The sequence below is a fragment of the Streptomyces sp. NPDC052064 genome, assembly GCF_055585925.1.
Window position 1 is genome coordinate 471,200 of the sequence record NZ_JBVJJE010000004.1, and the last position, 26,355, is coordinate 497,554.

Consider the following 26,355-nt stretch of genomic DNA (forward strand, 5'->3'; position numbering starts at 1 on the left):
GCGGGGTGATGACGGTAGGCGGACCGGTCCCCTCCGGTCCGCTGAGCCGCCCCCGTATCGCGGCCTCAGGCCGATCCTGCCCCCTGCGGCACGGCCGGGAACGGCACGAGGGCCACTGTTACGTTGTCGTGGCCCCCGCCGTCCAGGGCGTGGCCCACGAGCACCCGGGCGCTGTGCAGCGGATGCGCGGCGGCGTCGAGCGGGACAACCCGGGCCATCTCCTCGGCGGCCTCCGCGTAGTTCCACAGGCCGTCCGTGCAGACGACCACCACGCCCGGCCGGTCCGGCTTGAACGCGGCGGTGTGCGGTTCCAGTTCGTAGGCGTCCGCGCCGAGCCAGCCGGTGATCGCGTGGGCCCGCTCGTCGGCGTAGGCCTCGGCCTCGCTCATCAGGCCCGCGGCGACCATCTGCGCGGCCCACGAGTCGTCCTCGGTGAGCCGGGCGGGGGGTGCGCTCCGGTCGACCGGGACCCAGTAGGCGCGGCTGTCGCCGACCCAGCCGACGATCAGCAGGCCCGATGTGACCACGGCGCCGACGATGGTGCACGCGGGGGCGTTCTGGTGCGGGGCTTGCTCGCGGGCCGTGGCGGGCTCCGCGGCGAGCGAGTTGACCGCGCGCGAGGCGGCGATGATCGCGTCGTGCATCGCCTGCTGCGGGTGCGTGCCGCGCGGCAGGGCGGCCAGCAGTGCCTCGCTCGCCGCCTTCGACGCCGCCATCGAGGCGTCGTCGGGGCGGGTCGCCGAGGAGACGCCGTCGCAGACGATCGCCACGGAGGCGGGCGAGCCGTCCGGCAGCGCGGTGCTGCCGATGGCGAACGCGTCCTCGTTGCGGTGGTGGCGCAGGCCGCGGTCGCTGACCGCGGCCACCGGGCCGGACTCCTGCTCCATGTGGTCCCGTTCGCGCGGCTGGGCGTGGCCGCAGTTCTCGCAGTAGCCGTCGTCGTCCACGCGGCCGGCCCGGCAGGCCACGCAGACCTTGCCGCCGGCGCCCGCGGCCTGGGCCGCCGGGTCGGCGGACACCCGTGGGTCCGGTGCCTGGAGGAGGTACTCGTCGGGCTGCTGTGCCTGGTAGGTCTCGGACTGTGCCGGATATCCGTCGGGCTGTGGGTCGTAGCCGCCGGGCGGCGCGGGGTGTCCCTCGGCCCGGGGCGGATGATCGAAGCGGACACCCGCTGCCGGGGCCGGCGGGGCGCCGGGGGGCGGGGGTGCGTCCGGGGGCAGCGCGGAGCCCCCCGAGCCCGTGCCCTGAAGGTCCGTCGGCAGGTGCGCCGCTTGCGATCCGCCCGAGCCGTCCGCCCCGGGGGCGGACCAGCCCGCGCCGGTGGGTGGCACCGACGGCGGCTCGGGATACACACCGGCCGGAGCGCCCTGCGCGGGCACCGAGCCGTTCATGGTGATGGTCGGGTTGTCCTCCGGCCGTGCCGGCACGGCGGACAGGTCGTATCCGCACGCGCCGCAGAAACGGTCACCCGACTCGAGGGGTTCCTCGCAACTCGGGCAGGCGGACAACTGGGGCATCTGCGACATCAACTACACCCACGTCCGGGGGCGGTAACGATTGGCACGTTCCACCAGGTCGATCCTCTCCTCGCCGCCCCGCGCCAGCCGGGCCAGCATGCGGTACGAGCGTTCCAAGCCGAAACGCAGGCCCCGCTCGTCCAGGCCGCTGCCGAGCAGCGTCCGTCCCCCGGCGGCGGGAGGGGCGGAACCCTGGCCCCCGGAGAGTACCCAGTCCAGCGCGCAACCGAGGACTTCGGCCGACAACTGCTCGCGCCGCGCCGGGTCCAGACCGTACGCCTCCAGGGCCTCGACCTGCGCCGCGGCGGCCGTGAGGTCCTCCAGGAACGGTACGTCCGTGGCGGTCGCCGTGCGCTGCCGCAGCCGCGCCCGGACGGCGGCCACGCGCGCGGCCGTGTAGTGGATGGAGGACTCCGGGACCGACTCCAGCGTCCGTACGGCGCTGCGCCGGTCCCCGGTCGCGAGCTGCACGCGGGCCAGCCCGAACGCGGCGCTCACGTAGCTCGGGTCGGTCGACCACACCAGGCGGTAGTACTCGGCGGCGTTGTCGAGCTGGCCCAGCACCTCCGCGCACAGGCCGAGCGCCAGCTTGGGCGCGATCTCGCCGGGGAAGGCGTCGTAGATCGCGTCGAAGGCGAGCGCGGCACCCTCGTCGTCGCCCGTCACCAGCGCGGCCACGCCCCGGTACCAGACCACCCGCCAGTCGTCGGGCCGCTCCCCCTCCAGTGTGACCAGCGACTCCAGCGCGGCGGCCGGGTCGCCGGTCTCCAGCCAGGCCCGGATCTGCCGCAGCCGCGTCTCGATCGACGGGGCCGGAGCCGCCGCGAGGGCGCCGAGCAACTCGGCCGGGGCGGAGGTCATCAGGCCCGCCAGAAAACCGGCGTTGGGGTCGGACGGGTCGACACGGGGGACGGGGAGGGCGAGGGCGGCGGCGGGGGTGTCGACGGGTTTGACGAGGCTGTGGGGGCGGGGGAGGCTCCGCGCGCCGCCGAAGCCGGCGGGAAGCCGGGCGGCGTGGGGTTGGGAGGGGACAGCGGGCAGCGCCGCCGCCGTCGCGGAGTTGCGCCGTTTCCGCACCTCCCTCGCCCCCAGGTGAGACACCTCACCGTCCAGCTTCGGGAACAACTCCGTGTCCGTGACCCGCAGCTCCGGCCCGAACAGTGTGGAGAGGGCGGGCCGGGCGCGGCCCGTCTGGAGGGAGACGACCTCCCTCAGGACACCGGTCAGCTGCTCGGTCATCTCCTGCGCGGAGGCGAACCGGCGGGCCGGGTCGGGGTCCGTGGCGCGGACCAGGAGGCGGTAGAACGACTCGTACTGCCGGAAGACCTCGATGTGGTCCGGGTCGGGCAGGGAGTCCGCGTAGACGTTCGTGTAGCCCTGGAAGTCGAAGGTCAGGACGGCGAGCGTGCGGGCGACGGTGTAGAGGTCGCTCGCCACCGACGGGCCGGCCTCGGCGACCTCCGGCGCCTGGTAGCCGACCGTGCCGTAGATGGCCGACTCCTCGTCGTCCATCCTGCGCACCGCGCCCATGTCGATCAGCTTGAGCTGGTCCTCGGTCTGGATGGCGTTGTCGACCTTGAAGTCGCAGTACAGCAGGTTGCGGCTGTGCAGATGGCCGAGCGCCTCCAGGGCCTCCAGGCCGTACGCGCAGGCCTGCTCCACGGGCAGCGGGTCGCGCCTGCCCTGCGGGGTTCGGCGGGCGTTGGCGATCTCCTTCAGCGACTTGCCGCCGACGTACTCCATGACGATGTAGCCGTCGAGGGAGCCCGTGCGCTGGTCCAGGTGCTCGACGAAGTTGTAGATCCGCACGATGTTGGCGTGCTCGATCTCCGCCAGGAAGCGCCGCTCGGAGATCGCCGCGGCCATCGCGTCCTGGTCGCCGGTGTCCAGCAGGCCCTTGAGGACCACCCAGCGGTCGGCGACCGCCCGGTCGACGGCCAGGTAGATCCAGCCCAGGCCGCCGTGCGCGAGGCAGCCCACCACCTCGTACTGGCCGTGCACGATGTCCCCGGCCTTCAGCTTCGGCACGAACGAGTACGGATGGCCGCACTTGGTGCAGAAACCCTCCGTGCGCCCTGGACGGTCGCCGCGCGCCCGGCCCACCTGGGCGCCGCAGTCCGAGCGTGAGCAGAACCGCTTCCGCTCGGGCACTTCGGGGTTGTCCAGGACCATTTCGCGCGGGTCGGGCCGCGGGATCTGCGGAACCTGGACCAGCCCGGCGCCCAGCCGGCCCCGGGACGAGGAGCCGGCGGCGGAGCCGGAGCTGCGCACCGACACCGAGCGGCCCGTCGCCTTGCCCGACAGGGAGCGCGAGAGTCGTCCCGACACCGAGCGGCGGGACTTCGACGACTGGGACGACGTACGGGAACTGCGGCTGCTGGTGCGGGAGCTGCCGCTGCCCCCCGAGCCGCCTGAGCCGCCCTTGCCGCCGGCGGTGATGCCGGTGGGGGGTGACCCGACCATGCCGTTCGATGCGACGACGGGGGCAAGGCCGCAGGTGTCGCAGTACAGTTCGCCGCCGCCCACGTCTTCGTAGGTGCCGACGCAGGCGGGGCGCTGGCAGGTGCGTTGCGGCGCGCCCGGTGACGGGCTCGGCGGTTCGCTCGGTGGTTCGTTCGGTGGTTCGCTCGGTGCCTGACTCACGGACTCCCCCTTGTCGCTCATGCGCCCGGCCCCCTCCGGTCGTCCTCCGGCACGCCCTGGTCCGGCACCCGCGGGCCACCGAGCAGTTCCGCGGCGGCCTGCTGGTAGCGCAGCACGGCCTGTTCGGCGGCGCGCAGGTCGCAGGGGGCGCTCCACAGCATGCGGCGGGCCTTCTCGTACCGCTCCACCAGCAGCGTGTCCTCGGCGAAACCGTGCCGGGCGACCTTCGCCTTGTACGCGTCGAGACGGCCGCGCAGCTCGGCGCGGACCGCCAGGGGCGCGGTGACCGCGGTCAACGACTCGCGCGCGCGCAGCAGTTCGTCCTCGGCCTTCTGCTCCAGCGACTCCAGGAGCGGGGACAGCCGGTGCCACTGTGCCTGTCTGCGGTACTCCGCGGCCGCCGCCAGCTGCTCCTGCAACGCGGTCGGCGGTCCGCTGACGACCGGCACCTCCGTCGCCGCGATCTTCGCCAGGACCTCGCCGCGGGCGGTGCGCGCCTCGGCGAGCGTACGGTCCGCGCGGCTGAGGACGTCCCGCAGTTTCACAATCCGCTTCTCGGCGTCCTGCCGTACGGTCAGAACCGCGTCGATCTCCCGGCGTACGTCTTCCAGGGCGCGCGCCTCACGGTCGTACACCGTCGTGTCCGGCCTGCCGCCGCCCGGAGCCGAACTGCCCTCGGCGGCCAGCCAGAACGCCAGCGGGTCCGACACCACCTGCTCGCGCAGCTTCGTGAGCGTGCGGGTGATGCGTTCAAGGTCGTCGCCCGCCGGGTGCTCGCCGGGACGCACGCCGACCGAGTGCGCGAGCCGGCGGGTGCGCTGGAGCTCGGCCGCCAGCAGATCGATCCGGGCCGGCAGCGCCGACCAGACCGCGTCGGCCGCGACGACCATGTCCAGGCTCGTCGCGTACAGCTCGTTCATCCGGTCGACGAGGGTGGCGAGCGAGTAGCGTTCGCTGAGTTTGTTCCCCGTGCCGTGCAGGGTCGGGGCGTTGGCCGTCGCGGTGGCGCTGCCCGCGACCGTGACCGACTCGCCGTTCAGCAGCTCCGTCAGCTCCACCAGGTCCTCCCGGCTGGACCAGCGGCGACGGGCGCGGATCTCCCGGGCGGTGCGAAGTGCGCCCGTGTACGCGTCGAAGTACGTCCACAGCAGCGTGATCGACGCTTCCGTGGACGTCCAGCGTTCCTGGGTGACGCCGGTGAGCTCGGCGCCCTCCAGCAGTCTGCGGCCCGCGTGGTCCTGGAGGGCGAGGAGCGAGGTCTCGATCGCCTCGTGCTCCGCGCCGAGCCGCGCCAGCGCACGGTCCACCTCGTCCCGGTCCATCACCGGCCCGGTGGATCCCGTGACGCCCATCGATCACCTCTCGCTGCGGTTGTGCCGGTTGGTGGGGTCGGTGCGGTTGTCAGGTCGTGCGCAGGTACTGCGGTGCCGGTGGTTCCGACTTCTCCGGATCCTTGCCCAGTGTCGCCGACAGCCATTTGTCGTACGACGCCTGCCAGCCGTCCGCGGTGTCCTTGCGGTAGTCCACCAGGATCTGGTTGACCCGGCGTACCAGATCGTCGGCGTCCTTCTTCATCGCCACGCCGTAGTACTCGGCAGTGAAGGCGTCGCCCTTGAGCTGGACCGTCGGATCCTGTGCCGCCTGGCTCGCGGCGAGCGCGCCGTCGGTGACCACCGCGTCGGCTTCGCCGAGCTGGAGCCTGACGAGGCAGTCGAGTTGGTTCGGGACGGTTTTGGAGATGTCGGTGGTGGCGGGGAGTTTGCCGTCCTTCTGGTCCGCTTCCAGCGTGGAGTACGCCGTGGAGCCCGTGGCCGTGCAGATCCTCTTGCCGGCGAGCGTGTCGTCGTAGCCCTTGATGGGTGAGGACTTGGGGGCCAGGACGTGCTGTCCCGTCTTGAAGTACGGCGCGGAGAAGGCGACGTCCTCGATGCGCTCGCAGTTGATCGTCATCGTGCGGACGACCATGTCCACGCGGCCGTCCTGGATCGCCGGGATGCGCTCGTTGGTGGGGATCGCCTTGAACTGGACCGCCCGCGGGTCGCCGAGTATGTCCTCGGCGATGCGGTGGACCAGGTCGATGTCGAAGCCCTCGAGCTCCGCGGTCCTGCCGCTGTTGGGGTTGCGGTAGCCCCAGCGGTAGCTGTTCTGGTCGACGCCGACGATCAGCTTGCGCTTCCCGCCCGTGCGGTTCTTGATCGTCTGGATGGTGTCGCCGTCGGCGGAGGAGGGCGACAGGGTCTGCTTCTCGGGGGCTTCGCAGTCCTCTTCTGCCTTGTCGGCCTTGACCCGGGCCGACTGGGCGACGGACTGGCCGTCAACGGTCCTCGTCCCGGACAGCGGGAGGCACAGTGCGAAGACGGCCACCAGGGCGCAGACGACCGCCATCGCGGCCACCCCGCCCCAGCCCTTCAGACTGGCCCGCAGACGTCGTGCTCGCATGGTCGCGCCCCCTTTCACCCGTGTCCCGTTCATCGGTACTCCGACAGCCTGCGGCCGATGCCCAGCACCGCGCCCGCGGCACCGAGCACCGCGAGGACGGCCGCGCCTGCCGACAGGCCCGTCAGGGCGTCCCGGCCGTCACCGGCCGCGCGCTTGAACTCGGTCTCCTCGTGTGCGAGTGCCGTGCGCAGGTTCTCGTCGACGCTGTCGAAGCACTCACCGGTCGTCTTCCCGGTGCCGACGACCTTGTCCAGCGCCTGCTGGTAGTTGCCGTTCTCGTCCTGCTCGCGGGCCGCGGTGTGGCGCTTCTTCCACTCCGTCATGTTGCCGACGGCGGCGGTGACGGGGCTTTCGCCCGATGCGTCGTCGGCGAGCTTCCCGGCGGCCGTCAGGTGCTTACCCAAGGCGTTGATGTCCGTGCGGAAGTCGTAATCGTAGGCGTCGTAGGTCTCTTTGCCGACTTTCTTCGTCTCGGCGCCGCGGGCCACCAGGGTCAGGTTCTCGTTGCCCCTTGCCTTGAGGGAGGCGATACGGGCGTCGTGCAGCACGTTCAGGGAGCGGACGCCGTGGTCGTAGGAGTCGTTCAGGCCCGCGCGGGCGACGCTGTGGCCGACGACCAGCCAGAGGAGGACCACGGTCACGGTAGCCGTGGCGGCGACCAGGCCGTGGTTCAGGACGCGGTTCGTGCGCTGGTAGTTGCGGTGCTGTGTCCAGGCGAGGGCGGCCAGGGCGGCGATGCCGAGGGCGATGGCCGCCCAGGGGTAGGGCGTGGCGTCCGCGTAGTCCGCGCGCAGGCGCTGGTTCTCCTTCTTGTACAGGTCCTCCGCCGCCGGGAGCATCTCCTGCTGCATCTTCTCGTTGGCGTAGCGGAGGTAGGCGCCGCCGACCGGGAAGCCCTGGCGGTTGTAGGTGCGGGCACGTTCGACCAGGCCCTTGTATTCCGGGAGGAGTCTGTTGAGCTTGGCGATGGCCGTCGCGGACGGGGAGTCCGGCTCCGAGTTGGCGGCGGCGTTGACGAGTTTCTCCGCGGCCGTGCGGATGTCCTTCTCGTAGCGGTCGCGGGAGGCCGCCGTCTCCTGGCCGCCGGCGAGGAAACCGCTGGAGGCGGCGGTGTTGGCGTCCGCGAGGGAGCGGTAGATGTCGGCCGCGTCCGAACTGAGGGGCTGACTGCTGGTGAGGACGTCGTCGGCGGCGGCCGCGCGGTCGGTCATCTGCCAGGCGGTGACAGCGCCGAAGGCGACGACGAGGAGCGCGAGGAGGGCTCCGATGATACGGAGGCGGCCGGGCTCTGTGGTGGCGGCGGCACGGAGTTGGTCCAGCCCCTCGGCGAAGGCGGTACGGCGGGGCTGAGGTACCACAGGGCCGTGGGGAGCTTGGGCTGGTTGCGTCGGTTGGGCCGGCACGGCCGGGAGGGTGGGCAGGCCGGACCCCGTTGGTGGTGTGCTGCTCGTCGGCAGGTGTGTCACTGTGACCTCCCCCGTGGTCATCCGTCGCCGCAAGTATCCCTTCCGGCACTGACATCCGCACCGGCCTTGCCTCGATCTTGATCTGATCGCAGCGCGAGGCACCACCCCTTGCCCAGAAACACGTCGGGGGAACCGGTTCGGTTCCCGTCGGGAATGCGCACAGCTACTCCACGTAGCGTCGAAACCCTTGCGCCGGCACTTCGAAGCCACACGCTTCGTAGAAGCTGTGGACGTACTCGTCGTCCGCTGCCAGCAGCTGCACCTTGTAGCAGCCGGCCGGCTCCCCCAGCCGCACGGCCGCCTCCATCAGTCGACGCCCGACGCCCCGCCGCTGGAAGCGTGCGGCCACCACCACGTTCTCCACGAACTGGATGGCCCGACCACCGCGGGTGAGATTCGGCATCACCATGCAGTCCGCCGTCCCGGCCACGACACCGTCGGCCTCGGCGACCAGGACGGTCCGCCCCTGCTGCCCGGATATGGCCGCCCAGGTCCAGCCCACTGACGTCCGGCCCACCCGAACACTCGCGTGTGTCAGGCAGGCCGGCCGCTCGAGCACTCACTGTCGGGGGCATGGACCCGGGACGGTCAGTCCCCCGTCGGTGTCTCCCGGCGGCGGAGCACGATCAGGGTCGTTCCGCCGATCAGGACCAGGGCGATGGCGATGCCGGCGATCAGGGGGGTGACTCCGGAGCTGCCGGTTTCGGCGAGGTTGGTGTCGGTGGCCGTGCCGCCGACCGAGGCCGGGCTCGGTTCGCTGAGGGTCTGTGTGGCCGTCCCGGTCTCGCTGCCCTGGATCCGGCAGTCCAGCATGCCGGTGAAGCGCTTGGTGAAGCCCCCCGGGCCCTCGATCGTGAAGTCGTACGCCTGGTCCTCCTGGAGCGGGACCGTCACCGTTCGGGACTCGCCCGCGGCGATGGTGTGCTCAAGGCCCGCCAGTTCGAAGGTGAACGGCTCGTCGCCCTTGTTGGACGCGATGATGTCCACGCCTCCCTCGGCGCAGTTCTTCGCCGCCGACAGTGCCGGGATCGCGCCCTCCTTCGCCCACGTCGCCCCCGCCGTCGCCGACACCGTCGACTCACTGGAACCGGCCAGGATCTGCGTCTGGCTCCGGCTCTCGGAGGCGAAGGCTCGGCCGACCGGCACGGTCGTCGAGGCCTGCACGGTCAGTTCTGCCGTGCCGGAGGCCGCGTCCTTGGGCACCTCGAAGAACACCTGTCCGCCGTTGGACGTGGAGGTGACGGTCTTGCCCTGCCTGTCTACGATCCGGACCCCGCTCGTGGCGGCGTCCGCGGGCGGGCTCACCGCCACACTGCCGGCGTTGGTGTGCACCGTCACGGGGCCCAGCCGCTCCCCCGGCCGGCCGGAGACCGCCGGCGGGTCGAGGGTGAGCGAGGCCCGTGGCTCGGGCCGACTCCGGGCGTTCTTCTCCAGGTAGTCCGCGAGCCGCTCGGCCTGCGGGTCGAGGGCGTCGACGGCCACGTCGTCCGAGTAACGCCAGATCGCCACCTGCGTGCCGGCCGCCGCGTCCTGCTCGGTCAGCACACCGCGGACGCCCGCCTTCCGTGCCAGCGCCGCGAGGTCGTTCACCTGCGGGTAGGAGTTCTGAAGGATCCAGCGGATCCGGCCGGCGTCCTTGTTGGCGCCCAGGGACGTGCCGTTCCAGGGGGTCTCGTGATACTTGGCGTCTCGTTGTGTCGGATTGTGCAGGTCGACGCAGTACGTCTGGAGCATGCCGCCGTCCTCGACGGACATCTCGAACAGGCCCGCCGACACCTGCTGGTCCCCGGTGGCGCCGTGTATCACCGCGGTGCCGTACGTCTTGAGCCCGGCTATCGTCGCGGTCGCTCCGCCCTGAGTCCGCGTGGTCTCCTCGGCGGTCGCCTGGCCGGCGCCGGCCAGCACGCCCGCGGCGACGAGGCCGGACACCAGCGTCGCGGCACCGAGGCGGACAGCCCCTCGCCTGCGTACGAACACCGCAGAGAACGAAGCAAACACCAAATTCCCCTTCGAGCAGGACCCGTCGATGTGGGGGGTACGGTCCCACCAGCAGAATCAGAGGCCTCACAGGCCGCAAGAGCCCCGAAAGCCATGCCCGGCATCCTAGGTACGCGTCGGACGCCGCTCGCCGGTGAGACGGTCGGACGAGTGATCCGAATCGGAATCGTTATCGCCAAGACCCCTTATGAGCAGGGCTTATCGACAAGTCCACCCCCGATTTTCCGGTGCGCACTCGCCGATAAGCCGCAGTTCGGGCAGGTGGTCGAGTGATTGACGTCACGTCAATACAGCGGCTTCCGGAGGCTGTTGAGACGGAACGGTCGTGGGATCCGACGAACCCCCCGGTGGTGTCTCCCAGTTGGGTTCCGGCTGCGCCGGCGCGGATGCCGTCTCCGGCTTGCCTGCGCGGCGGAACGCCGAGGTGCCCCAGGCCAGGTCGTGACCGATCGCGACCGCGTCGATGTCCGCCGAGGTCCAGCTCTGCCCCTCGCGCACGTCTGTCCGCACCTTCAGCCGGCCCTGGACGATCACGGGCTCGCCCACCGTCAACGACGCCGCCGTGTTCGTGGCGAGCTGCCGGTTGGCCCACACCGTGAAGAAGTTGGTGTGCCCGTCCGTCCACATGTTCTTCTCGCGGTCCCAGTAGCGCGCGGTCACGGCCATCCGGAACCTCGCCGACGGGCCGGACGCCATCTCCCGGTACACCGGCTGCGTCGCCACCCTGCCGACCGCGCAGACCATCGTCTCGTTCATCGCGAACCCCTCCCTCGCCCGGACACTCCGGCACCGGGCCGACACGCGTACGGGCCCGTCCCGTACGGCTGCGTCTGCCAGACTGCCGCCGCCGGGCCGAGCCCGCTGAGCGCTGTGGATCACCGCCCACCTGTGGATAATGCCGCCACCCGGACGGGTGACGCCGAGCTGAGTGATGCCGAGTGGGCGTGTGAGCCAATGGCGCGAGTGACGCAATGGCGCGAGTGACGCCGAGTGCCATCTGCGGCCCGTCACAACCGCCACGCCCCGTGAGTCACCGTCCCGGCCCAAGCGCCATCACCCCGCCGGGGCGTCACCAGCCCTGCCCTGACTCCCGCCCCCGCGTCACCTCCCCGCTCTCAACACCCTCCCGTACTGCTCCCGAACCTCCCGATACCGCAGCAGCTCCGCCGCCACCGGATCCAGCACCCGGGCCCTCCCGCACCCGGCCGCCGCCTCCCGCAACAGGCGTTCCGCCTCCAGGCCGTAGCGCCGGGCAGGCCCCCGCGCCGCCATCCGGCAGCTCCACTCGATGAGCGGGCCGCCGACGATGCCGATCACCATCAGCAGCACCGGCACGCCCAGGTTCGGCGACATGACCCCGACGATCTGGCCCAGCAGCCACAGACCTCCCAGGAACTGAATGATCGTCATGGACGCCTGGGACAGCACGGCCATCGGCCACCACCCCGGCCGCGGCGGCCGCCCCGTCGGCACCCCCGCACGCCCGGTCAGCTCGTCCAGCGCCTCGGGCAGCCCCTGGGAGCCGCGGACGGCCGCCTCGCGCACCGCCTGCGCCCAGGGCGCGGGCAGGCCCGCCGAGGCCCGGTCGGCCACGGTCCGTACCGCCTGCTCGACCCGCTGCCGGGCGGTGGCCTCCTCGTCGGCCTGCGCGCGCGAGGGGAGCCGTCCCGTAGCGGACTCGCCGCGGTCCTGGTACCAGCGCCACAACCGCAGCCAGGGCGTACCGCAAGCGCGGTTGGCATTGCGCAGCCACGCGCGTTCGGCGGCCTCGCCCGCCGCCGTGGCGCCCACCGCGTCCGCGAGCCGGTCCGTGAACTCCTCCCGGGCCTGTTCGCTGAGGCCGGTCCGGCGCTGCGTGGCGTAGACGGGCCACAGCCGGGCCGCCGCGATGTCCACGTCGGCCGAGATACGGCGGGACGGAGCCGTGCGCTCCGCGACGAACTGGCCGAGCGCCTCGCGCAGTTCGCCGACGCCGTCCCCGCTGAGCGCGGACAGCGCGAGCACGGTCGTACCCGGTTCGCCGTATTCCCCGAGGGCGATGCCGTCCTCGTCGAGGAGCCGCCGCAGATCGTCGAGGACCTGCTCGGCGGCCTCCCCGGGCAGCCGGTCGATCTGGTTGAGGACGACGAACATGACCTCCGCGTGGGCCGCCATCGGCCGCAGATAGCGCTCATGGAGGACGGCGTCGGCGTACTTCTCCGGGTCGACGACCCAGATGACCGCGTCGACGAGCGTCAGGATGCGGTCCACGTGCTCGCGGTGCTGTACGGCCGCGGAGTCGTGGTCGGGCAGGTCGATGAGGACGAGTCCGCGCAACGGTGACTCCCCGTCCCCGATCGGCAGCGGACGCCGGCGCAGCCTGGGCGGGATGCCGAGCCGTTCGATGAGGCCGGCGGCCCCGTCGCTCCAACTGCACGCGATGGGCGCCGCGGTGGTGGGACGGCGTACTCCCGTCTCCGAGATGGCCACCCCGGCGAGCGCGTTGAACAGCTGCGACTTGCCGCTGCCCGTGGCGCCCGCGATGGCGACGACGGTGTGCTGCCCGGAGAGCCTGTGCCGGGCGGACGCCTCGTCGAGCACCCGGCCCGCCTCCGCCAGCGTCCGGCTGTCGAGGCGGGTGCGGGAGAGCCCCACCAGTTCACGCAGGGCCTCCAGCCGGGAGCGCAGCGGCCCGTCGAACACCAGCGGGGACACCGTCGTCGGGGCGGCGGGACGGCTGTCCAGCACGGCGTACTGGTGTCCGCCGGTGGTCTCGTCGACCCGCCGTGCGATGAGCCCGTCGTCCCAGGCGCCCGAGGAGTCCGTACGGGAGGAGTCGCCGTCCGGCACACGCGCGTGGGTGCCGTCCGGGCTGTGGCCCTCGGAGGCGTTCTCGGGGGCCTCCGCCGATGGGTTCTCGGCGGCTCCAGCCTTGCCCGCGCCGCCCGGCTGGTCGGCGCGCTCGGTGTGGTCCTGGTCAGTGACGGCGGTCACCGGTCACCTCTCCTTCTGAAGTACGGACAGGGCGGCGATGAGTTCGGCCTGGGGCTCAGGGTGGATGTCGAGGGCGTCGAGCGGGGCGAGCCGTCGCTCGCGTTCGGTGTGCAGGACCCGGTCGACGTGCTCGGTGAGCAGCCGTCCGGCCCGGTCGCGCAGCCGCAGCGCGCCGTGGGCGCCGATCCGCTCGGCGAGCCCCTCCCCGGCCATCCGTCCCCGGCGGCCGCCCAGCAGGGAGGTGGCGACCAGGGCAGCGACCAGCTCGGGGTCGGGGGCGAGGTTCCGGTCGAGCCCGCGCACCTCGTCCTCGGCGTACTCCTCCAGCTCCCGCCGCCACCGCCGTACGGCGAGACCGATCCGGTGCTCGGCGCTCTCCGCGGCGGGTTCGCGGTCGGCGAGCCCGGGTGCGGCCGCCGCGGGGTCGCGCCGCCAGGCGTCGTCGATGCGCTCGTCGGCGGCGGTGACGGCGCACAGCAGCAGCGTGCTCAGGCTCTCCGCGAGCGCGTCGAGGAGTTCGTCGGCGGTGCAGTCCAGGGGGAAGGCGCGCCACCGCTTGAGGGCGTCCCCGGCGAGCACCGTCCCGGCCTGCAAACGGCCCCGCACGCGCGTGTGCTCGCTGTCGTACGCCCCGTCGACGGCGGCGGTGAGCCGCAGCGCGGCGGCGTACTGCGCGGCGGCGGCGCCGGCGAGCTCGGGCATCCGGGACTTGAGGGAGTCGAGGACGCCGTGCGCCGTGCGGGCCATGACCTGCTGCCGGGCCGCCGGGTCCTGGACCTGGTGCACCAGCCAGGTGCGCAGCTGGGCGACAGCACTGGCCGGCAGGAGCCCGCCGCCCCAGGCCGACTCGGGCAGCTCGGGCACGGTGAACCGCGGCACCTGCCCGAGTCCGGCCTTGGTGAGCAGGGCCCCGTACTGCCGCGACACCTCGGCGACCACCTGGTGGGGCACCCGGTCCAGGACGGTGACGAGGGTGACGTCGTACTCCTTGGCGGTGCGCAGCATGTGCCAGGGCACGGCGTCGGCGTAGCGGGCGGCCGTGGTGACCATGATCCAGATGTCGGCCGCGCAGATGAGCTCGGCGGCCAGGACGCGGTTGTCGGAGACAAGGGAGTCGATGTCGGGGGCGTCGAGGAGGGCGAGGCCGGGGGGCAGCGTCTCGACGGTCTCGACGCGCAGCACGCGCGCGGGGTTCTCGCCCGGGAGCAGCAGATCGTCCGTGGGGTCCTGCTGGGGTACCCACACACGGGTGAGGTCGGGCAGCACCCGCATCCCGCTGAACCAGTGATGGTCCTCCGGATGGCAGACCAGCACGGGGGTCCGTGTCGTCGGCCGCAGCACCCCGGCCTCGCTGACCCGCCGTCCCACGAGCGAGTTCACCAGCGTGGACTTCCCGGCTCCGGTGGAGCCCCCCACGACGGCCAGAAGTGGCGCTTCGGGGTCTCTCAGCCGGGGCACCAGGTAGTCGTCGAGCTGGGCGAGCAGTTCGTCGCGGCTGGCACGCGCGCGTGGGGCCCCCGCCAAGGGCAGCGGGAAGCGTGCGGCGGCGACACGGTCGCGCAGGGCGGAGAGTGCGTTGAGCAGCTGAGGCCGTACGTCCAAGGTCACCACATGTGAAGAATGCCCAACTTTAGGGGAATTCTGAAGCATATGAGCATGTCTGCGCGCCGACGGAACACAAGGGACGGAAGGGACGACTGGGACACGGGCCCACTCCAGGCATAACGAGTGCACAACACCCGATGCCTCTGACGCCAAAAGCGGTGCACGATTCGTACCTGCCTGCGATTATCAGGACCGCTTCACCGAACCTCCACATCGAGCCACGGAGGCGAAGCAACAGGGACAAGGACGCGGGAGCCCTATCCTTGTCCCCGGCAACGTCACGGATCGGCCCACACCAGGGCACCACGACAGAGGCCACCACACCGGCCCCCGTAGCTCAGTGGATAGAGCAGGCGCCTTCTAAGCGCTTGGCCGCAGGTTCGAGTCCTGCCGGGGGCGCAAGTCTCCGCCCTCCCTTTGGGGAGGGCTTTTTGCTGGTCAGGGCGTATGCCAGCCGACACGGCGAAGCCCCGGAGGCCCCTTGATGATCAAGGGGCCTCCGGGGCTGTCCGGCTGTCACCGGGTTTTTGCGGGTAGCCGTGTCGAATACATGTCGAAGTTCTGAGCCTCGGCGGCGTCAGCCGGTGGACGGCCGCTCGGGGAGATCTCCGGCAGCTTCGAGCCGCTCTTCAGGTCGGGCAGCTGGCCCTCGACGCATCGGGCGTAGGTCGCCAGGAGCACGGCAACGCTGTTCCCGGCCCAGTCGGCCACCTGGGCGGGTGGGATTCCGTCGTTCAGCCACTTCGTCAGGCGCGTGTTCCGGTTGCCGTAGACGCGCCGTCCGGTGGGCGACTCGAAGGCGTGCGGGGGCAGTACGGCCTTACGGGCGTTGCGCCACGCCCGACGGATGACGGAACCGGCCAGGATGCCGCCGGACTCGCCTTGGAACAGCAGGTCACCCGGCTTGAGCTGTTCGTCCTCGATGTGCTGCCGAAGGATGCGCGTCAGGGCGGGATGCCCCGGCACGGTGCGCGTCTCACCCTCCGCACGGCCCTTCAGGCCCCGTTGCTCGTGGATCTCCCCCGTATCGGTCCACTGCTTGCCGACCTCCGGGGTCGCCGTGTGGATCAGCAGCTCACACCACTGGTCGTCGGCGTCAGGCTCGGGCAGGGTCACGTCATCCACGCGCATTGCTACGGCCTCCTCGGGCCATGGACCGCAGTAGCTCAGGCCCGAAAGGACCTGGCACTTGGATGGCACGAGGGCATACGCGGCGTCAAAGCAGGTGAGTCCGATGTCCTCATCAGGTCGCTCTCAGTTCGTTTCGTCTTGCTGCTGCCAGGCACGAGGCCAGTTGCCGGACGGTGGAGGGGGCCCCAAGATGCCTAGGTCACGTCGCGCGAGAGCGTAGAAGTCATCACGTGCTCGGCTCATCTGCCCAACCGCTCTCCCCCAGCCAGCAGGGTCGTCCTTCAGACCGCGAGCATAAAGTTCGACGTTCCACACAGCTTCATGCCACTTACGAGCCGCCGCTATGGTCTCGGCATCCCCAACGAGCAGCACTGTTTCCCACTCGGCTGCACGCCGCGCCTCGGCCTCGGCGAGCTGGGTCAGGCCCTGCTCCGGATCCAGCGGGTCCACAGCGTGCTGGAATCCCCTTTCGGCCCCTATGCGCTGCGCGATGTTGATCTGATGCTTCAAGGCGTTCGCGTAGGACGCGTAGGTGTCCAGTCTCTTCTGATCCCAGCGTTCGGCTCTTGCCCGTCGCCACCGGCTCCGTTCCGTGAGGGTGGTTGCCACGTAGGAGCCGATGGCCCCTACGACAACGCCGACCAAGGCAGGTAACTGCTCCCACAACGTTGCTCCCCCCATGACTAACGCAGACAGTCGGAGACACAGTGCCGTACTCAGTGGCTTCGGGGTAGGTGGTATGCCCGCGATTTCATGCCGGTCAGCGCGCGCTTCGGCCGGCGCAGGCTCCGTCTCCTCCTCGGTGTCCCGCCTCTTTGACGAAGCCCAGGGCCCAGCCGAGATCCTGGATCGCTCGGACAAGCTAAGCAGCCGTGACACGCAGGTACTTACCGATCAGGCTCATGGCCGGAGACCAGGCGACTCCCAGGGCGTGGCCACACTGCAACGTCTCGCGCAGGTCGAGGTAAAGGCGCGTGGTGTTGCCGTCCTGCTTGAGGCCGTGAATGCGTTCGTCGATGTAACCGAGGCTGTTCAAGGCCTTCCGGACCTTGGCGGGGGTGGGCTCCACGACTTTTTGCAGCACCTCGATGATGCGCTGTTCGTGGTGGACGCTCGTGCACCAATCGTGCCGGTCCAACTCTGACGCAGGCCCTGTGAGAGGGCCGGGCTCGATCGGGTCAGTCGGGGGTGTTTCCCCAGGGGCGAGACTCCGCACCGGCTCCGGCCTGGTCGACTTTCCGGGCGGTGGCGACGGGCCCCCGTCGGACGGTGGACACGCCTGAGCGTACGTATCCAGCATCGCCGCGAACGCCTCCTGCTCGGGGGAGGGCTGTGAGGGTCTCGCCCTGGAGGCGACGCTGCTGAACCGGCTCACCCTGTGGGCCACTGCCCTTCAGCTCACTTCCGCAGCCGGTGAGTGCCAGAGAGGCGAGAGCGGCAGCCGCCAGGCCGCGCCGGTGATGGGCGAATGCGCTGATGGAGGCACGGATGTGTGTCATATGCAGAGTCTCCGGTCACCACCGCTCGCCCCATTGGGTATGCGTACTTACCCACGTGGGTACTCGACTTCAGCAGCCGACGGGCGTTCCGTGCCACGAGGAAGTAGTGCCCCGTGCAGCCAATGAACGCAGGTCAAAGCCCCTGAACGTAGCCCCCCAGCCTCACCAACACAGTCGGAAAGCATGCTGGCGTGAGAGTAGGGCCTGTACTGCGTCCGGTCGGTGATCGTGATCAGCTTGGGGTGTGGAGACCATCATCGCCAGTGCCATCGCCGTTCTGGGAACCCTGCTCGGCTCAGGGCTCACCCTGGCGATTCAGCAGCGCACCACCGACAAGGGTCATCAGTTCACCCGCCATGAGAGGCTCCGGCAGGAGCGGCTCGATGCCTACTCCGCCTACGCCGGCGCACTCATCAACTACCGCCGCTGCCTGGTGCATCTCTGGTTCTGCGAGCATGAACAACCACCACACGAGGACCCCGGCGTGGTGAAAGTCCGCGCCTACGACCTGCGCTCCAACGCCCAAGAAGCCCTCTTCCGGGTGCAGATGCTCACTGATGACGAGGCCTTGAGCCAGGCGGCAGAAGCTGTACTTGCGGACGTCACAGCGCTGCCCAAGACGGATAGCAGGGCCGAGCTCGACCAGCACAGGATGAAGACCCGCGACGACATCAGCCGACTGGTCAGAGCCTCCAAGCGCCATCTCTGAGGGGTTGGCAAGCCAGGCCGGAAGAGGCCACGGCACAGTTCTACAAGAGCCCTACAGTGTCAGCATGTTCGAGACGATCCGTTGGCGCTGCTACGCCCACGTGGCACACCGCCGCGGTGCCGAGCGAGTGGTCGGCCGCATCGGAGAGCTGTTGCCGCACACCATCGAGATCGAAAGTTACGAGCGGTACTGGAAGTTCCCAGAGCTGGCCGAGCTGCGGTTCGTCTCTCCCCTCCGTCGTTCCGCCCCGGAGGATGCACTTCTCACCACCCTTCAGTGGGCATGGAGGGTTGCGACGCCCTGGACGCTCAGCAGCCCGGAGTCAGGCGTACGTCATGATTTCGAAGGCATCGCGTCCTCTGACGTCGGAGCCAGCTTCAGTGTCGTCGGCATCGAGTGGATGGAGTTCACCATCACCGATCGCCAAGAGAAACCTCTGCGGATAGGGCGAGCTGACATCCACGAGTGACATCGACAGCGTCGGACGCAGGCACCCATGCACGGCCCGGCGCAGCTGCCGCGACCGGACGACGACACAGCCGGGCCTGGCATGGATCGTGCGACCGGCCTGCGTCCGCGGCTGGTCGCTACGCGCAGCACGTCCCGCAATGCGCTGGTCAACCGGGCGGCGAGAAGGTGCAACTCCTCCAGGTCTTCGGTGTCGTCGTCGAGTACCTGACGTGCATGCTCAAGCAGTTGGGACGCCATCCCAAGGTGGAACGCCTCGATGTGGTCCGGCAGGCGGGACACGTAGCCCCCATGGTCACCAGTGCTCAGATAGCACGGCTTGCCGTCCGGCCTCGCCCACGGGAGAAGCCTCAGTTCGTCCTGTGCCCTCATCCCTCGTGGCCTCGATGTTGGGCGCCGGCGTGCCGCTGGATGTCGAGTTCCTCGCTGCGTCGCCTCCGGGCCGAGACTCAGGGCTGCCAGGCCTTCAGTGTCATCCGCTGCCGAACGTCCGGCGCGGAGTGACGGGAAACCCAGGACACCCGGCCACAAATTCATGCACACGCATTGAAAAGGCAACGATCTCGCAAAAGGCTCCCATCGAGAGGCCGGACAGACCGGGCAGCGCAGGGCAGGCCACCCCCGTCCCGCCCATTACTTGATGGTAACTTTCACCAGCCGCTCTGACTTGACCACCAGAGCCACACAACAGAAAACAAATGGGAGAAACTGCGCGCAAGTTGGCTGTAGGCGCTCTCGCGGCTGGCCTCTTCGCCATGGAGGCGGGCACGGCGTTCGCTGCCTCGTGGCATGACATTCCGACACTCTCGACCGGTGGTGCAAAGTTCCACCACGGTCAGTACAAGTGGCACCCTGCAGGCCAGAACCGCGGGGCCTTCGAGTGGAAGGGCCCGCTTCAGGACGCCGACCACGGCGACGGTCACAACGTGTACGTGCAGGTGAAGGTCGAGGGCTACGACTGGAACCGCTACAACGGCAAGCAGAAGAAGACCGTTCCGGTAGGGGCCTCCAACTGGGCGCCCCCGCAGCGGTACACCGACGACGCGTACATCCGCGTCTGCCGTGACAAGGGTTCGCTCAATCCGGACAACTGCTCGGTCACCAAGCACTACCAGAGGTAAGCAACAGCACACCGCCAAGTACCGGGCCCAGGCTGACCCCTGGGCCCGGTCGCTTCTTTGGGGATAGCCATCAGTACGTCAGAAGTCCTTTCCGCCGAAGGCGTTGACCTTTCCTACGGCAAGCAACTGGCTGTCAGCGACGCCCACCTCTCGATCTCCCGAGGGGAGGTCGCGGCCATCACCGGACAGAGCGGTTCGGGAAAGTCGTCGCTTCTGTACTGCCTCGCGGGGGTGCTGCCTCCCGCGCGCGGACGCGTGCGGTTCGAAGGACAGCCGCTCGGCGATCTCACCGACGACGAGATCAGTACGCTGCGCCGTGAACGCTTCGGATTCGTCTTCCAGTACGGCGAACTGCTCCCCGAGTTGACCATCGAGGAGAACACCGCCCTGCCACTGCGCTTGGCCGGGCAGCGCAAGCGGCCCGCGCTCGCGGCCGCCTGCGAGGTCCTCACCCGGCTGGGACTCGGCGAACTGCGCGAGCGCCGCCCGTCGCAGGTGTCAGGCGGTCAGAGCCAACGCGTTGCCGTCGCTCGGGCCCTGGTCCACCGCCCGGCCGTCGTGTTCGCCGACGAGCCGACCGGGTCGCTGGACAGCGCCAACGCGTCCACCGTACTGAAGGAGTTCCTCGGCCTGGCGCGCTCGCAGGGCACTGCCGTCATCCTGGTCACCCATGACCCCGCCGTCGCCGCACAGGCCGACAGCCATTACACGATGTCCGACGGAGTCCTCACCCCCCGGGGGGCGGCGTGAAGGAGTTCCTGCTCGGTCTGCGCCTGCTGTTCGGCGCCGGCCGCGGCAACCGCATACGTTTCTTCCTCATGGCGGCCGGCGGCTCCCTCGGGGTCTGCTGCCTCGCCCTCGTCCTCACCATCCCTCAGATCCTCGACGCACACGACGGCCGGGCAGCCGCACGACAGCCACGGTCCGCTTCGGTGAAGCCCGCGGGTTCCACGCTGGTCCTCCAGCGCACCGATCCCTACGGCTCCAAAGCGTTCACCCGGGTGTTCATCGCCAAGGGGGCCAAGGACGCCGACAAGCTCCCGCCAGGGCTGAAGGAACTTCCGGACCCGGGCGAGGTGTTCCTCTCCCCCCGCGCAGCCGACCTGCTCCGTGACCAGCCCGCGGTCGCGGGACTCCTGCCCGGCGCCGAGAAGGGCCTGATCGGCGCGACAGGGCTCGCCCACCCGGACGAGCTGTTCGCCTACATCGGCACAACACGCGACAAGATCGCCGACGAAGGTCGCGCCCTGAAGAGCTGGGGATACAGTTACGCCCCCTTCCCCGCCGTCGAACCCTCGACCCTGACCTACATCCGCTTCGCCCTGGGGTCACTCGTCCTGCTACCCCTCGGCATCTTCCTCTCCGTCTGTGCCCGGCTCTCCGCCGCCAGCCGGAACCGCCGCCTCGCGTCCCTGCGTCTGCTGGGCCTGAGTACCAAGGGCACCCAGCGGGTCAACGCTGCCGAAACCGTCGTCGCGGCGCTGTTCGGCGCGATTCTCGGCCTCGGCGAGTACTGGGTCCTGAACCAGGTGATGACCCGGACCGGACTGCCCAGTCTGCGGTGGTACCCGGACGATGGCGCGTTGTCCGCGACGACCATCGCCGTCTGTCTGATCGGCGCCCCGCTCCTCGCCTGGTTCGTCGGCCGGGCCAGCGCACGCGATGCCGCCGCCAATCCACTGTCGGTACGCCGCACCGCCGCACCCAGGCGCCCCACCAAGTGGGGCGGCCTGCTCCTGGTGGCCGGCCTCGGCATCGTCGTCGGCTACTGCGCCACCGGCTTCACCGACCACCCCGCCGACACCCTCGGCCCGAACGCGTTCCTGATGCCCGCAGGCATCCTGCTGACCGGCCTGGGGCTGGTGCTGACGCTGCCCCTGATCTCCTACGCCCTCGCCCGCCGGCTGGCGCGAACCACCCAGTCCCTCACTCTGAATCTGGCGATGCGCCGCAACGAGGTCGAGCCGGGCAGCACCATGCGGGTCGTCACCGGCCTCGTGCTGCTCGTCTTCTCCGCCTCCCTCGCCCAAGGCGTCCTCATCCAGCTGGAGCAGGTAACCCGGCCGTCCGCTCCCGTACAGGACTACTCCATCCCCCTGTCATCGCTCACCTCACGACAGCAGGACGAAGTCGCCGGCGTACCGGGGGTAGGCGCGCACGCGGTGACGATGGAGTCCTGGACCGACCCCGATGGCTCCGCTGACCAGCCCTGGGGCAGCGCCGTCGTAGCCACCTGCGACCAGTTGGCCAAGCTGGTACGGCACTCCGAGGGCTGCGTGGACGGCAAGGTGATGCGGCTCAGTGACCCGAACGCCGGCACCGGACAGGGCGCGAGTCCCGGTGACACCCTTCCCTTCCGCATATCGGAGGGTGGTCGTGGCAAGACCCTGAACATCACACTTCCGCACGACGTGATCGCCTACAGGTCGTACGACCCGTCGGCGGTCCACGGAGCGGACGTGCTCATCCCGCCGTCGGCGCTGCCCGACACGGCAAGCCCGGAGGGTGCGCGGTACGTCCTCACCAGCAGCTCCGACCACGCTGAGGTCCGCAAGGTCCTCGACGGTATCGCCGCCGTCGCCCCGACCACCGCTGTCGAACCCGTCGGCGTGAACGTCGAGGGCCTTCAGCAGATCGCAGTCCTCGAGACCCTGCTCGCCGTCGGCATGATCATGGGGCTGGTCATCGGGACCGCAGCCTTCGTCGTCTCGGCGACCGACCGGGCGGTGGAGCGGCGCGCACAGGTCACCGCCATCACGCTGATCGGAGCACGGGCGCGGACGATGCGAGCCGTGCAGTGCGTACAGGTCGTGCTCCCCCTGAGTGTCGGGCTCGCGCTGGCACTCGTGACGGGTAAGCTCGCCGAGGCCTGCTATCTCATCACCGGCGGCAGCGAGATCTACTGGGACTTCGCCGGTGTCCCGGTGCTCGCGCTCGCGGCAGTGGGCGTGGCGGGCGTGTCCGCCGTCGGCACGCTCCCGCTCGTAGGACGGCGCATCGACCCGGAACTGATCCGCCGCGACTGAGCACGTGCACTCGACCGCTCAAGGCGCTGATCCCCATAGTCAAGGGCATACCACCGATCCGCTCCCGCCGTGGACGACGGCGACGCCGACCGGGCAAGCTCCACGCCGATAATGACGAAGATCGACGATCACGGAGGGCAGCCGCACCAAACCCACGACAAGAGGTGGAGACGTGGCCGACCTGATCAGACGCCAGGAATATCCCGTGAACGTCGACTACCACGGGTGGGCCTTGCAGGACTTCGACGATACGCAGGTTCCCATGCTGTTCCCGGAGGGTTTCGAGGGCGACACGTTCCTCACTGCTCATCCCGGTCGCCTTGATTTTTACAGTGCCGGACACACCCACACCGTGTCTCTGACAGTGGAGATCTGGGACGGGGAGCCTGCGGTGCCGACCGGGGAGTGGGAAGAGACAGCCCTGGCTGACATCGTTTGCTCTTCGGGCAAGCTGCGCGCCAGGGGGGTGGCGGCAGGACCGATGCCAGGGGCGATCGAGTTGTGGGACGGGCCGGGTATCTGGGCGGTACGAGTGGTGTGCACCGGGCGGGAGGCAGCATGTGCGCAGACCCAGCACAGCGTTGTGCACGGCACCGAGCGGTACATCGCACAGTTTTGGCGGCTGCTGGGAAGTGAGGATTCCGCCAGTGCCCTCTGTCAAATGCCTGCCGAAGCCCGGCCGAAGCAGGTCAGCAGCGGATTAACACTCGACGTGCAAAGCGCCTCTTGAGCGTTTGGTCGCAGGTTCGAGTCCTGCCGGGGGCAAGTCGCCGCCCCCTCGGGAGGGCGTTCTTGCTGTTCGGGCCGTGTCATCGACCGCGCGCAGTCACACCTGCTCCGGTCCCACATGTGATTCCGCGTCTCGACGACGAGCCGGTTGTGCGAGCGTCGGCGGTCGTCGTCGAGCAGCCGCGCTCGGCCGTGAAGCGGCGGGCCAGCGCCACGTCTCTCTCCCCGGCGAGTCGAGGAACGTTCGTACCGCTTCCCCCCTACCGGGAGACCCGCCCATGAGAAGCGGGTCCCAGCGGATCCAGGCACCGAACCGCCCCAAAGCCCTCTAGTGGCCAGGATTCGACCTCGATTCGAACGACTCTCGATAGGCTCTCGGCGCCCCCGCAAGGGAATGCCGCCCACCCCGAAAGGCACCCGTGTTACGACTCGCATGGCGGACCCTTTCGGGCCGCAGGGCAAGCTGGGCCGCCGGTTTCGTGGCTCTCGTCCTCGCGTTGATCATGACGACGGCGTGTGCCGTGCTGCTGGAGTCGAGTACTCGTGCCGGCTCCCCCACCGAGCGTTACGCGGGTACGGACGTGGTCGTCGTCGGGCAGCCGTTCGTGCCCCGGACCGAGGAACTCCGGGCGGCGCTGCACCGGTTGCCGTCCGTCGAGCGGGCCGTTCCCGAACTGTCCTTCCCCGCCACGGCCGTGGACGCGTCGGGCAGGCAGGTCGAGGCGCCCTGGGACGGACCGTTCCTCGGGCACTCCTGGGAGAGCGCCGCCCTGGGGCCCTTCGCGCTGCGGCAGGGCCGCGCCCCCGCCGGTGACTCGGAGGTCGTGCTGGACGGTGCCCTGGCCGGGCGTCTCGGCGCCGGGGTGGGCGACACCGTACGGCTGGCCGGGCCGGACGGGCTGCGTCCGTACCTGGTCTCGGGTGTCGCCGACCCGCCGCGGCAACCGGCGCGCCAGTACGCCGTGTTTCACACGGCCCGTGAAGCGGAGCGGCTCGCGGGCTCGGAGCAGCCCGTGCGGGCCGTCGGGGTGCTGGCGGCCAAGGGGACGACGGACAGCGCGGCGCTCCGGCGGCAGGTGGAGGAGACCGTCACGGACCTGTACGGCGACGATGCCGGGGCCCTCGTGGTCGCCTCCGGCGCCGGGCGGGCGGACGCGGAGTTCTGGGACGTGCCGTCCCCGGCGTCAGTTCTCTCCTCGCTCGTCGGGACGTTCGGGGTGCTGTCGCTGTTCGTGGCTGGTTTCGTCGTTTCCGGCACGCTGACGCTCGCGGTCGCGGGGCGGCTGACGGAGATCGGCCTGCTGCGGGCCGTCGCGGCCACGAAGGGGCAGATCCGCCGGATGATCGCGGTGGAGGTCCTGCTGGTGACGGTGGCGGCGGCGCTTCTCGGCGTCCCCGGCGGGATCGGCGTGGCGATGCTCCTGCACCGGGTGCTGGTCGACGGGGACGTGCTGCCCCCGTCGTTCGCCCTGTCCGTGGGGCCGGTCGCGCCCTGGGCGACCGTCGTGCCGGCCGCGGTCGTGGCGCAGCTCGCGGCGTTCGCCGCCGCACGGCGCGCGTCGCGGGTACGGCCGGTGGAGGTGCTGCGCGAGTCGGCCGCTCCGGCACCGAAGCCGGGCTGGTGGCGCGTGCTGCTCGGGGTGGGCGTGCTCGCCGGGGCGGGCGGCTGTCTCGGCGCGGTGGCGACCGGCCGGCTGGACGGTGGCGGCGGCACGACCGAGAGCATGGTGCTCGTCCTGATGGTCGGCATGGCGCTGCTGGCTCCGCTGATCTGCCGGGTGGCCGGTGCCCTGTTCCTGGCTCCGGTGGTGTGGTTCCTGCCCAGGGAGGGAGCGCTGGCGGTCCGCAACCTCCTCAGGCAGAACGCGCGGCTGGCCGCCACCGTGACACCGCTCGTTCTCGCCCTCTCCCTCACCGGCACCCTGCTCTGCGTGCCGCTGATCACGTCACACGGCGCGCAGCGAGCGGAGCGGGAGCGACTGCTCGCCGATCACGTGGTGTCCTCGGCCGGGCCCGGCATCGCGCCGGGCTACGCGGAGCGGGCCGCCCGGCTCCCCGGCGTGGCGGCGGCCTCCGGGCAGCTGTCCGTGGACGGCGAACTGAGCCGCGCGGACGCCGGCCCGGACGACGACGCGTCCGTCGTCGGCGGAAGGCTGGTCGCGATGCGGGCCGACGCGGTGCCCGGCCTCCTCGACCTCGGGGTCCACACCGGCTCGCTCGCCCGCCTCGGCGACACGTCCGTGGCACTCGGCGACAGCGCGGCCCGCGATCTGGGTGTCACAGTCGGCGACAGCGTCCGGGTGAACTGGGACGACGGCGGCCGGGACACGTACCGGGTCGCGGCCGTCTACTCCCGCGACCGGGACTTCGCCGACGCGCTCCTGCCCCGCGCCTCGGCGGCCCGGCACGCGGCCGCCCCACTGGACGACGCCGTCCTCGTACGGACCGCCGCCGGGGCCGACCGGGACGCCGTCGAGCGTCGATTGGAGGTCCTCGCGGCGGACTTCCCCGGGGCGGGAGTCGACGGCTCCGCCGGTGGGGACACGGAGGAGGGATCCGGTGCGGCGGCCGGCCTTTTCGTCCTGCTGTTGCTGACGGTGATCAACGTGTTCGCCGCCATCGCCGTCGTCAACACCCTGAGCATGGCGACGGCGAGCCGCCGGCGGGAGTTCGCCCTGCTGCGACTGGCCGGCGCGCAGCCGGCCCAGGTACTGCGGATGCTGGCCTGGGAAGCCGTGCTCACCTGCGCGGTCGCCCTGCTGCTGGCTGCTGGGGTCTGTGCGTCGGTGCTGGTGCCGCTGAGCATCGCGGTCACCGGTTCCGCCGTCCCGGCCCTGCCCGGTGGGCCGTTGGCCGCGCTGGCCGCCGGGGCACCCCTGGTGGCCGTCGCGACGGTCACCCTCGCCGGCCGGTCGGCCCTGCGAAGCGCCGCGGCCACGCCGGGAGGCCTGGCGAGGGCCGTCTCCTGACCGCCCGTCGCCTGCCCCCCTCCACGCCGCCGGAGGCCTTTCACGCCGCCGGAGGCCTTCCC

At 70.7% G+C, this 26,355-nt stretch carries 20 protein-coding genes, 1 tRNA gene and 2 pseudogenes; 9 read left to right on the forward strand and 14 right to left on the reverse strand.

Annotation, left to right across the window (positions count from 1 at the left end; genetic code table 11):
- Nucleotides 1-65 precede the first annotated feature (65 nt).
- The 10 genes from ACZ6TU_RS13325 to ACZ6TU_RS13370 form a co-directional block, all read right to left on the reverse strand.
- The gene (locus tag ACZ6TU_RS13325; protein WP_467668338.1) at nucleotides 66-1,526 is read right to left on the reverse strand and encodes a PP2C family serine/threonine-protein phosphatase; all 1,461 of its coding nucleotides are present in this window, start codon (nucleotides 1,524-1,526) and stop codon (nucleotides 66-68) included.
- Between the two features lie 3 nt (nucleotides 1,527-1,529).
- Nucleotides 1,530-4,181 carry a serine/threonine-protein kinase gene (locus tag ACZ6TU_RS13330; protein WP_467668336.1) on the reverse strand — a complete coding sequence of 884 codons (2,652 nt, stop codon included), beginning with the start codon at nucleotides 4,179-4,181 and terminating at the stop codon, nucleotides 1,530-1,532.
- A complete protein-coding gene (locus ACZ6TU_RS13335) occupies nucleotides 4,178-5,512 on the reverse strand; it encodes a hypothetical protein (protein WP_467668334.1) in 1,335 nt (444 codons plus the stop codon). Before ACZ6TU_RS13335 ends, ACZ6TU_RS13330 begins: the two co-directional genes overlap by 4 nt.
- A 49-nt stretch (nucleotides 5,513-5,561) precedes the next feature.
- On the reverse strand, nucleotides 5,562-6,599 hold the full coding sequence (locus tag ACZ6TU_RS13340; RefSeq protein WP_467668332.1) for a glutamate ABC transporter substrate-binding protein: 1,038 nt from the start codon (nucleotides 6,597-6,599) through the stop codon (nucleotides 5,562-5,564).
- Nucleotides 6,600-6,628: 29 nt separating this feature from the next.
- The gene (locus ACZ6TU_RS13345; RefSeq protein WP_467668330.1) at nucleotides 6,629-8,065 is read right to left on the reverse strand and encodes a hypothetical protein; all 1,437 of its coding nucleotides are present in this window, start codon (nucleotides 8,063-8,065) and stop codon (nucleotides 6,629-6,631) included.
- A gap of 163 nt (nucleotides 8,066-8,228) precedes the next feature.
- On the reverse strand, nucleotides 8,229-8,582 hold the full coding sequence (locus ACZ6TU_RS13350) for a GNAT family N-acetyltransferase (protein WP_467668328.1): 354 nt from the start codon (nucleotides 8,580-8,582) through the stop codon (nucleotides 8,229-8,231).
- Nucleotides 8,583-8,653: 71 nt separating this feature from the next.
- Entirely contained in the window at nucleotides 8,654-10,063 is a 1,410-nt protein-coding gene (locus ACZ6TU_RS13355) for a Cys-Gln thioester bond-forming surface protein (RefSeq protein ID WP_469548192.1), read from the reverse strand.
- A gap of 279 nt (nucleotides 10,064-10,342) precedes the next feature.
- Nucleotides 10,343-10,819: a single-stranded DNA-binding protein gene (locus tag ACZ6TU_RS13360; protein WP_469548194.1), complete on the reverse strand. Its 477-nt coding sequence runs from the start codon at nucleotides 10,817-10,819 to the stop codon at nucleotides 10,343-10,345.
- A gap of 345 nt (nucleotides 10,820-11,164) precedes the next feature.
- Nucleotides 11,165-13,036 carry a YfjP family GTPase gene (locus ACZ6TU_RS13365; protein WP_469548196.1) on the reverse strand — a complete coding sequence of 624 codons (1,872 nt, stop codon included), beginning with the start codon at nucleotides 13,034-13,036 and terminating at the stop codon, nucleotides 11,165-11,167.
- Between the two features lie 3 nt (nucleotides 13,037-13,039).
- Nucleotides 13,040-14,647 (reverse strand): dynamin family protein, encoded by a 1,608-nt coding sequence (locus ACZ6TU_RS13370; protein WP_467668320.1) that lies wholly within the window; start codon nucleotides 14,645-14,647, stop codon nucleotides 13,040-13,042.
- 320 nt (nucleotides 14,648-14,967) lie between these two features.
- Between ACZ6TU_RS13370 and ACZ6TU_RS13375 the strand changes: the two genes are divergently transcribed.
- Nucleotides 14,968-15,040: transfer RNA gene (locus tag ACZ6TU_RS13375), tRNA-Arg, on the forward strand.
- A gap of 117 nt (nucleotides 15,041-15,157) precedes the next feature.
- On the opposite strand, the gene ACZ6TU_RS13380 is transcribed toward ACZ6TU_RS13375, so the two are convergent.
- The 3 genes from ACZ6TU_RS13380 to ACZ6TU_RS13390 all read right to left on the reverse strand — a co-directional run bounded on the left by ACZ6TU_RS13380 (nucleotide 15,158) and on the right by ACZ6TU_RS13390 (nucleotide 16,910).
- Nucleotides 15,158-15,772, reverse strand: coding sequence for a hypothetical protein (locus ACZ6TU_RS13380; protein WP_469548198.1), 615 nt, complete (start codon nucleotides 15,770-15,772; stop codon nucleotides 15,158-15,160).
- A gap of 123 nt (nucleotides 15,773-15,895) precedes the next feature.
- On the reverse strand, nucleotides 15,896-16,282 hold the full coding sequence (locus tag ACZ6TU_RS13385) for a YbhB/YbcL family Raf kinase inhibitor-like protein (protein WP_467668316.1): 387 nt from the start codon (nucleotides 16,280-16,282) through the stop codon (nucleotides 15,896-15,898).
- A 352-nt stretch (nucleotides 16,283-16,634) separates the two neighbouring features.
- Entirely contained in the window at nucleotides 16,635-16,910 is a 276-nt protein-coding gene (locus ACZ6TU_RS13390; protein ID WP_469548201.1) for a hypothetical protein, read from the reverse strand.
- 605 nt (nucleotides 16,911-17,515) lie between these two features.
- On the opposite strand from ACZ6TU_RS13390, the gene ACZ6TU_RS13395 reads away from it, so the two are divergent.
- Complete coding sequence (locus ACZ6TU_RS13395; RefSeq protein ID WP_469548203.1) at nucleotides 17,516-17,980, forward strand: hypothetical protein; 465 nt, start codon at nucleotides 17,516-17,518, stop codon at nucleotides 17,978-17,980.
- 64 nt (nucleotides 17,981-18,044) lie between these two features.
- Nucleotides 18,045-18,449, forward strand: coding sequence for a hypothetical protein (locus ACZ6TU_RS13400; protein WP_467669113.1), 405 nt, complete (start codon nucleotides 18,045-18,047; stop codon nucleotides 18,447-18,449).
- Nucleotides 18,450-18,526: 77 nt separating this feature from the next.
- Here ACZ6TU_RS13400 and ACZ6TU_RS13405 read toward each other — a convergent pair.
- Nucleotides 18,527-18,820 (reverse strand): annotated as a pseudogene (locus tag ACZ6TU_RS13405) (hypothetical protein); the annotation flags it as partial.
- Between the two features lie 554 nt (nucleotides 18,821-19,374).
- Between ACZ6TU_RS13405 and ACZ6TU_RS13410 the strand changes: the two are divergent.
- The 6 genes and pseudogenes from ACZ6TU_RS13410 (at nucleotide 19,375) to ACZ6TU_RS13435 (ending at nucleotide 26,293) form a co-directional block, all read left to right on the forward strand.
- On the forward strand, nucleotides 19,375-19,569 hold the full coding sequence (locus ACZ6TU_RS13410) for a hypothetical protein (RefSeq protein WP_469548205.1): 195 nt from the start codon (nucleotides 19,375-19,377) through the stop codon (nucleotides 19,567-19,569).
- Nucleotides 19,570-19,632: 63 nt separating this feature from the next.
- Nucleotides 19,633-20,319 carry an ABC transporter ATP-binding protein gene (locus tag ACZ6TU_RS13415; protein WP_469548457.1) on the forward strand — a complete coding sequence of 229 codons (687 nt, stop codon included), beginning with the start codon at nucleotides 19,633-19,635 and terminating at the stop codon, nucleotides 20,317-20,319.
- Nucleotides 20,316-22,595 (forward strand): ABC transporter permease family protein, encoded by a 2,280-nt coding sequence (locus ACZ6TU_RS13420; RefSeq protein ID WP_469548206.1) that lies wholly within the window; start codon nucleotides 20,316-20,318, stop codon nucleotides 22,593-22,595. Before ACZ6TU_RS13415 ends, ACZ6TU_RS13420 begins: the two co-directional genes overlap by 4 nt.
- Before the next feature lie 20 nt (nucleotides 22,596-22,615).
- Nucleotides 22,616-22,732: pseudogene (locus tag ACZ6TU_RS13425) on the forward strand (IS5/IS1182 family transposase); the annotation flags it as partial.
- 35 nt (nucleotides 22,733-22,767) lie between these two features.
- Nucleotides 22,768-23,325 carry a hypothetical protein gene (locus tag ACZ6TU_RS13430; RefSeq protein ID WP_469548208.1) on the forward strand — a complete coding sequence of 186 codons (558 nt, stop codon included), beginning with the start codon at nucleotides 22,768-22,770 and terminating at the stop codon, nucleotides 23,323-23,325.
- Between the two features lie 478 nt (nucleotides 23,326-23,803).
- On the forward strand, nucleotides 23,804-26,293 hold the full coding sequence (locus ACZ6TU_RS13435) for an ABC transporter permease (protein WP_469548210.1): 2,490 nt from the start codon (nucleotides 23,804-23,806) through the stop codon (nucleotides 26,291-26,293).
- Nucleotides 26,294-26,355: the final 62 nt, after the last annotated feature.

Excerpts from the sequence above, each read along its gene's own strand:
- ACZ6TU_RS13325 (WP_467668338.1), bottom strand. The coding sequence starts at position 1,526 with ATGTCGCAGATGCCCCAGTTGTCCGCCTGCCCGAGTTGCGAGGAACCC.
- ACZ6TU_RS13330 (WP_467668336.1), bottom strand. The coding sequence starts at position 4,181 with ATGAGCGACAAGGGGGAGTCCGTGAGTCAGGCACCGAGCGAACCACCG.
- ACZ6TU_RS13335 (WP_467668334.1), bottom strand. The coding sequence starts at position 5,512 with ATGGGCGTCACGGGATCCACCGGGCCGGTGATGGACCGGGACGAGGTG.
- ACZ6TU_RS13340 (WP_467668332.1), bottom strand. The coding sequence starts at position 6,599 with ATGCGAGCACGACGTCTGCGGGCCAGTCTGAAGGGCTGGGGCGGGGTG.
- ACZ6TU_RS13360 (WP_469548194.1), bottom strand. The coding sequence starts at position 10,819 with ATGAACGAGACGATGGTCTGCGCGGTCGGCAGGGTGGCGACGCAGCCG.
- ACZ6TU_RS13380 (WP_469548198.1), bottom strand. The coding sequence starts at position 15,772 with ATGCGCGTGGATGACGTGACCCTGCCCGAGCCTGACGCCGACGACCAG.
- ACZ6TU_RS13400 (WP_467669113.1), top strand. The coding sequence starts at position 18,045 with ATGTTCGAGACGATCCGTTGGCGCTGCTACGCCCACGTGGCACACCGC.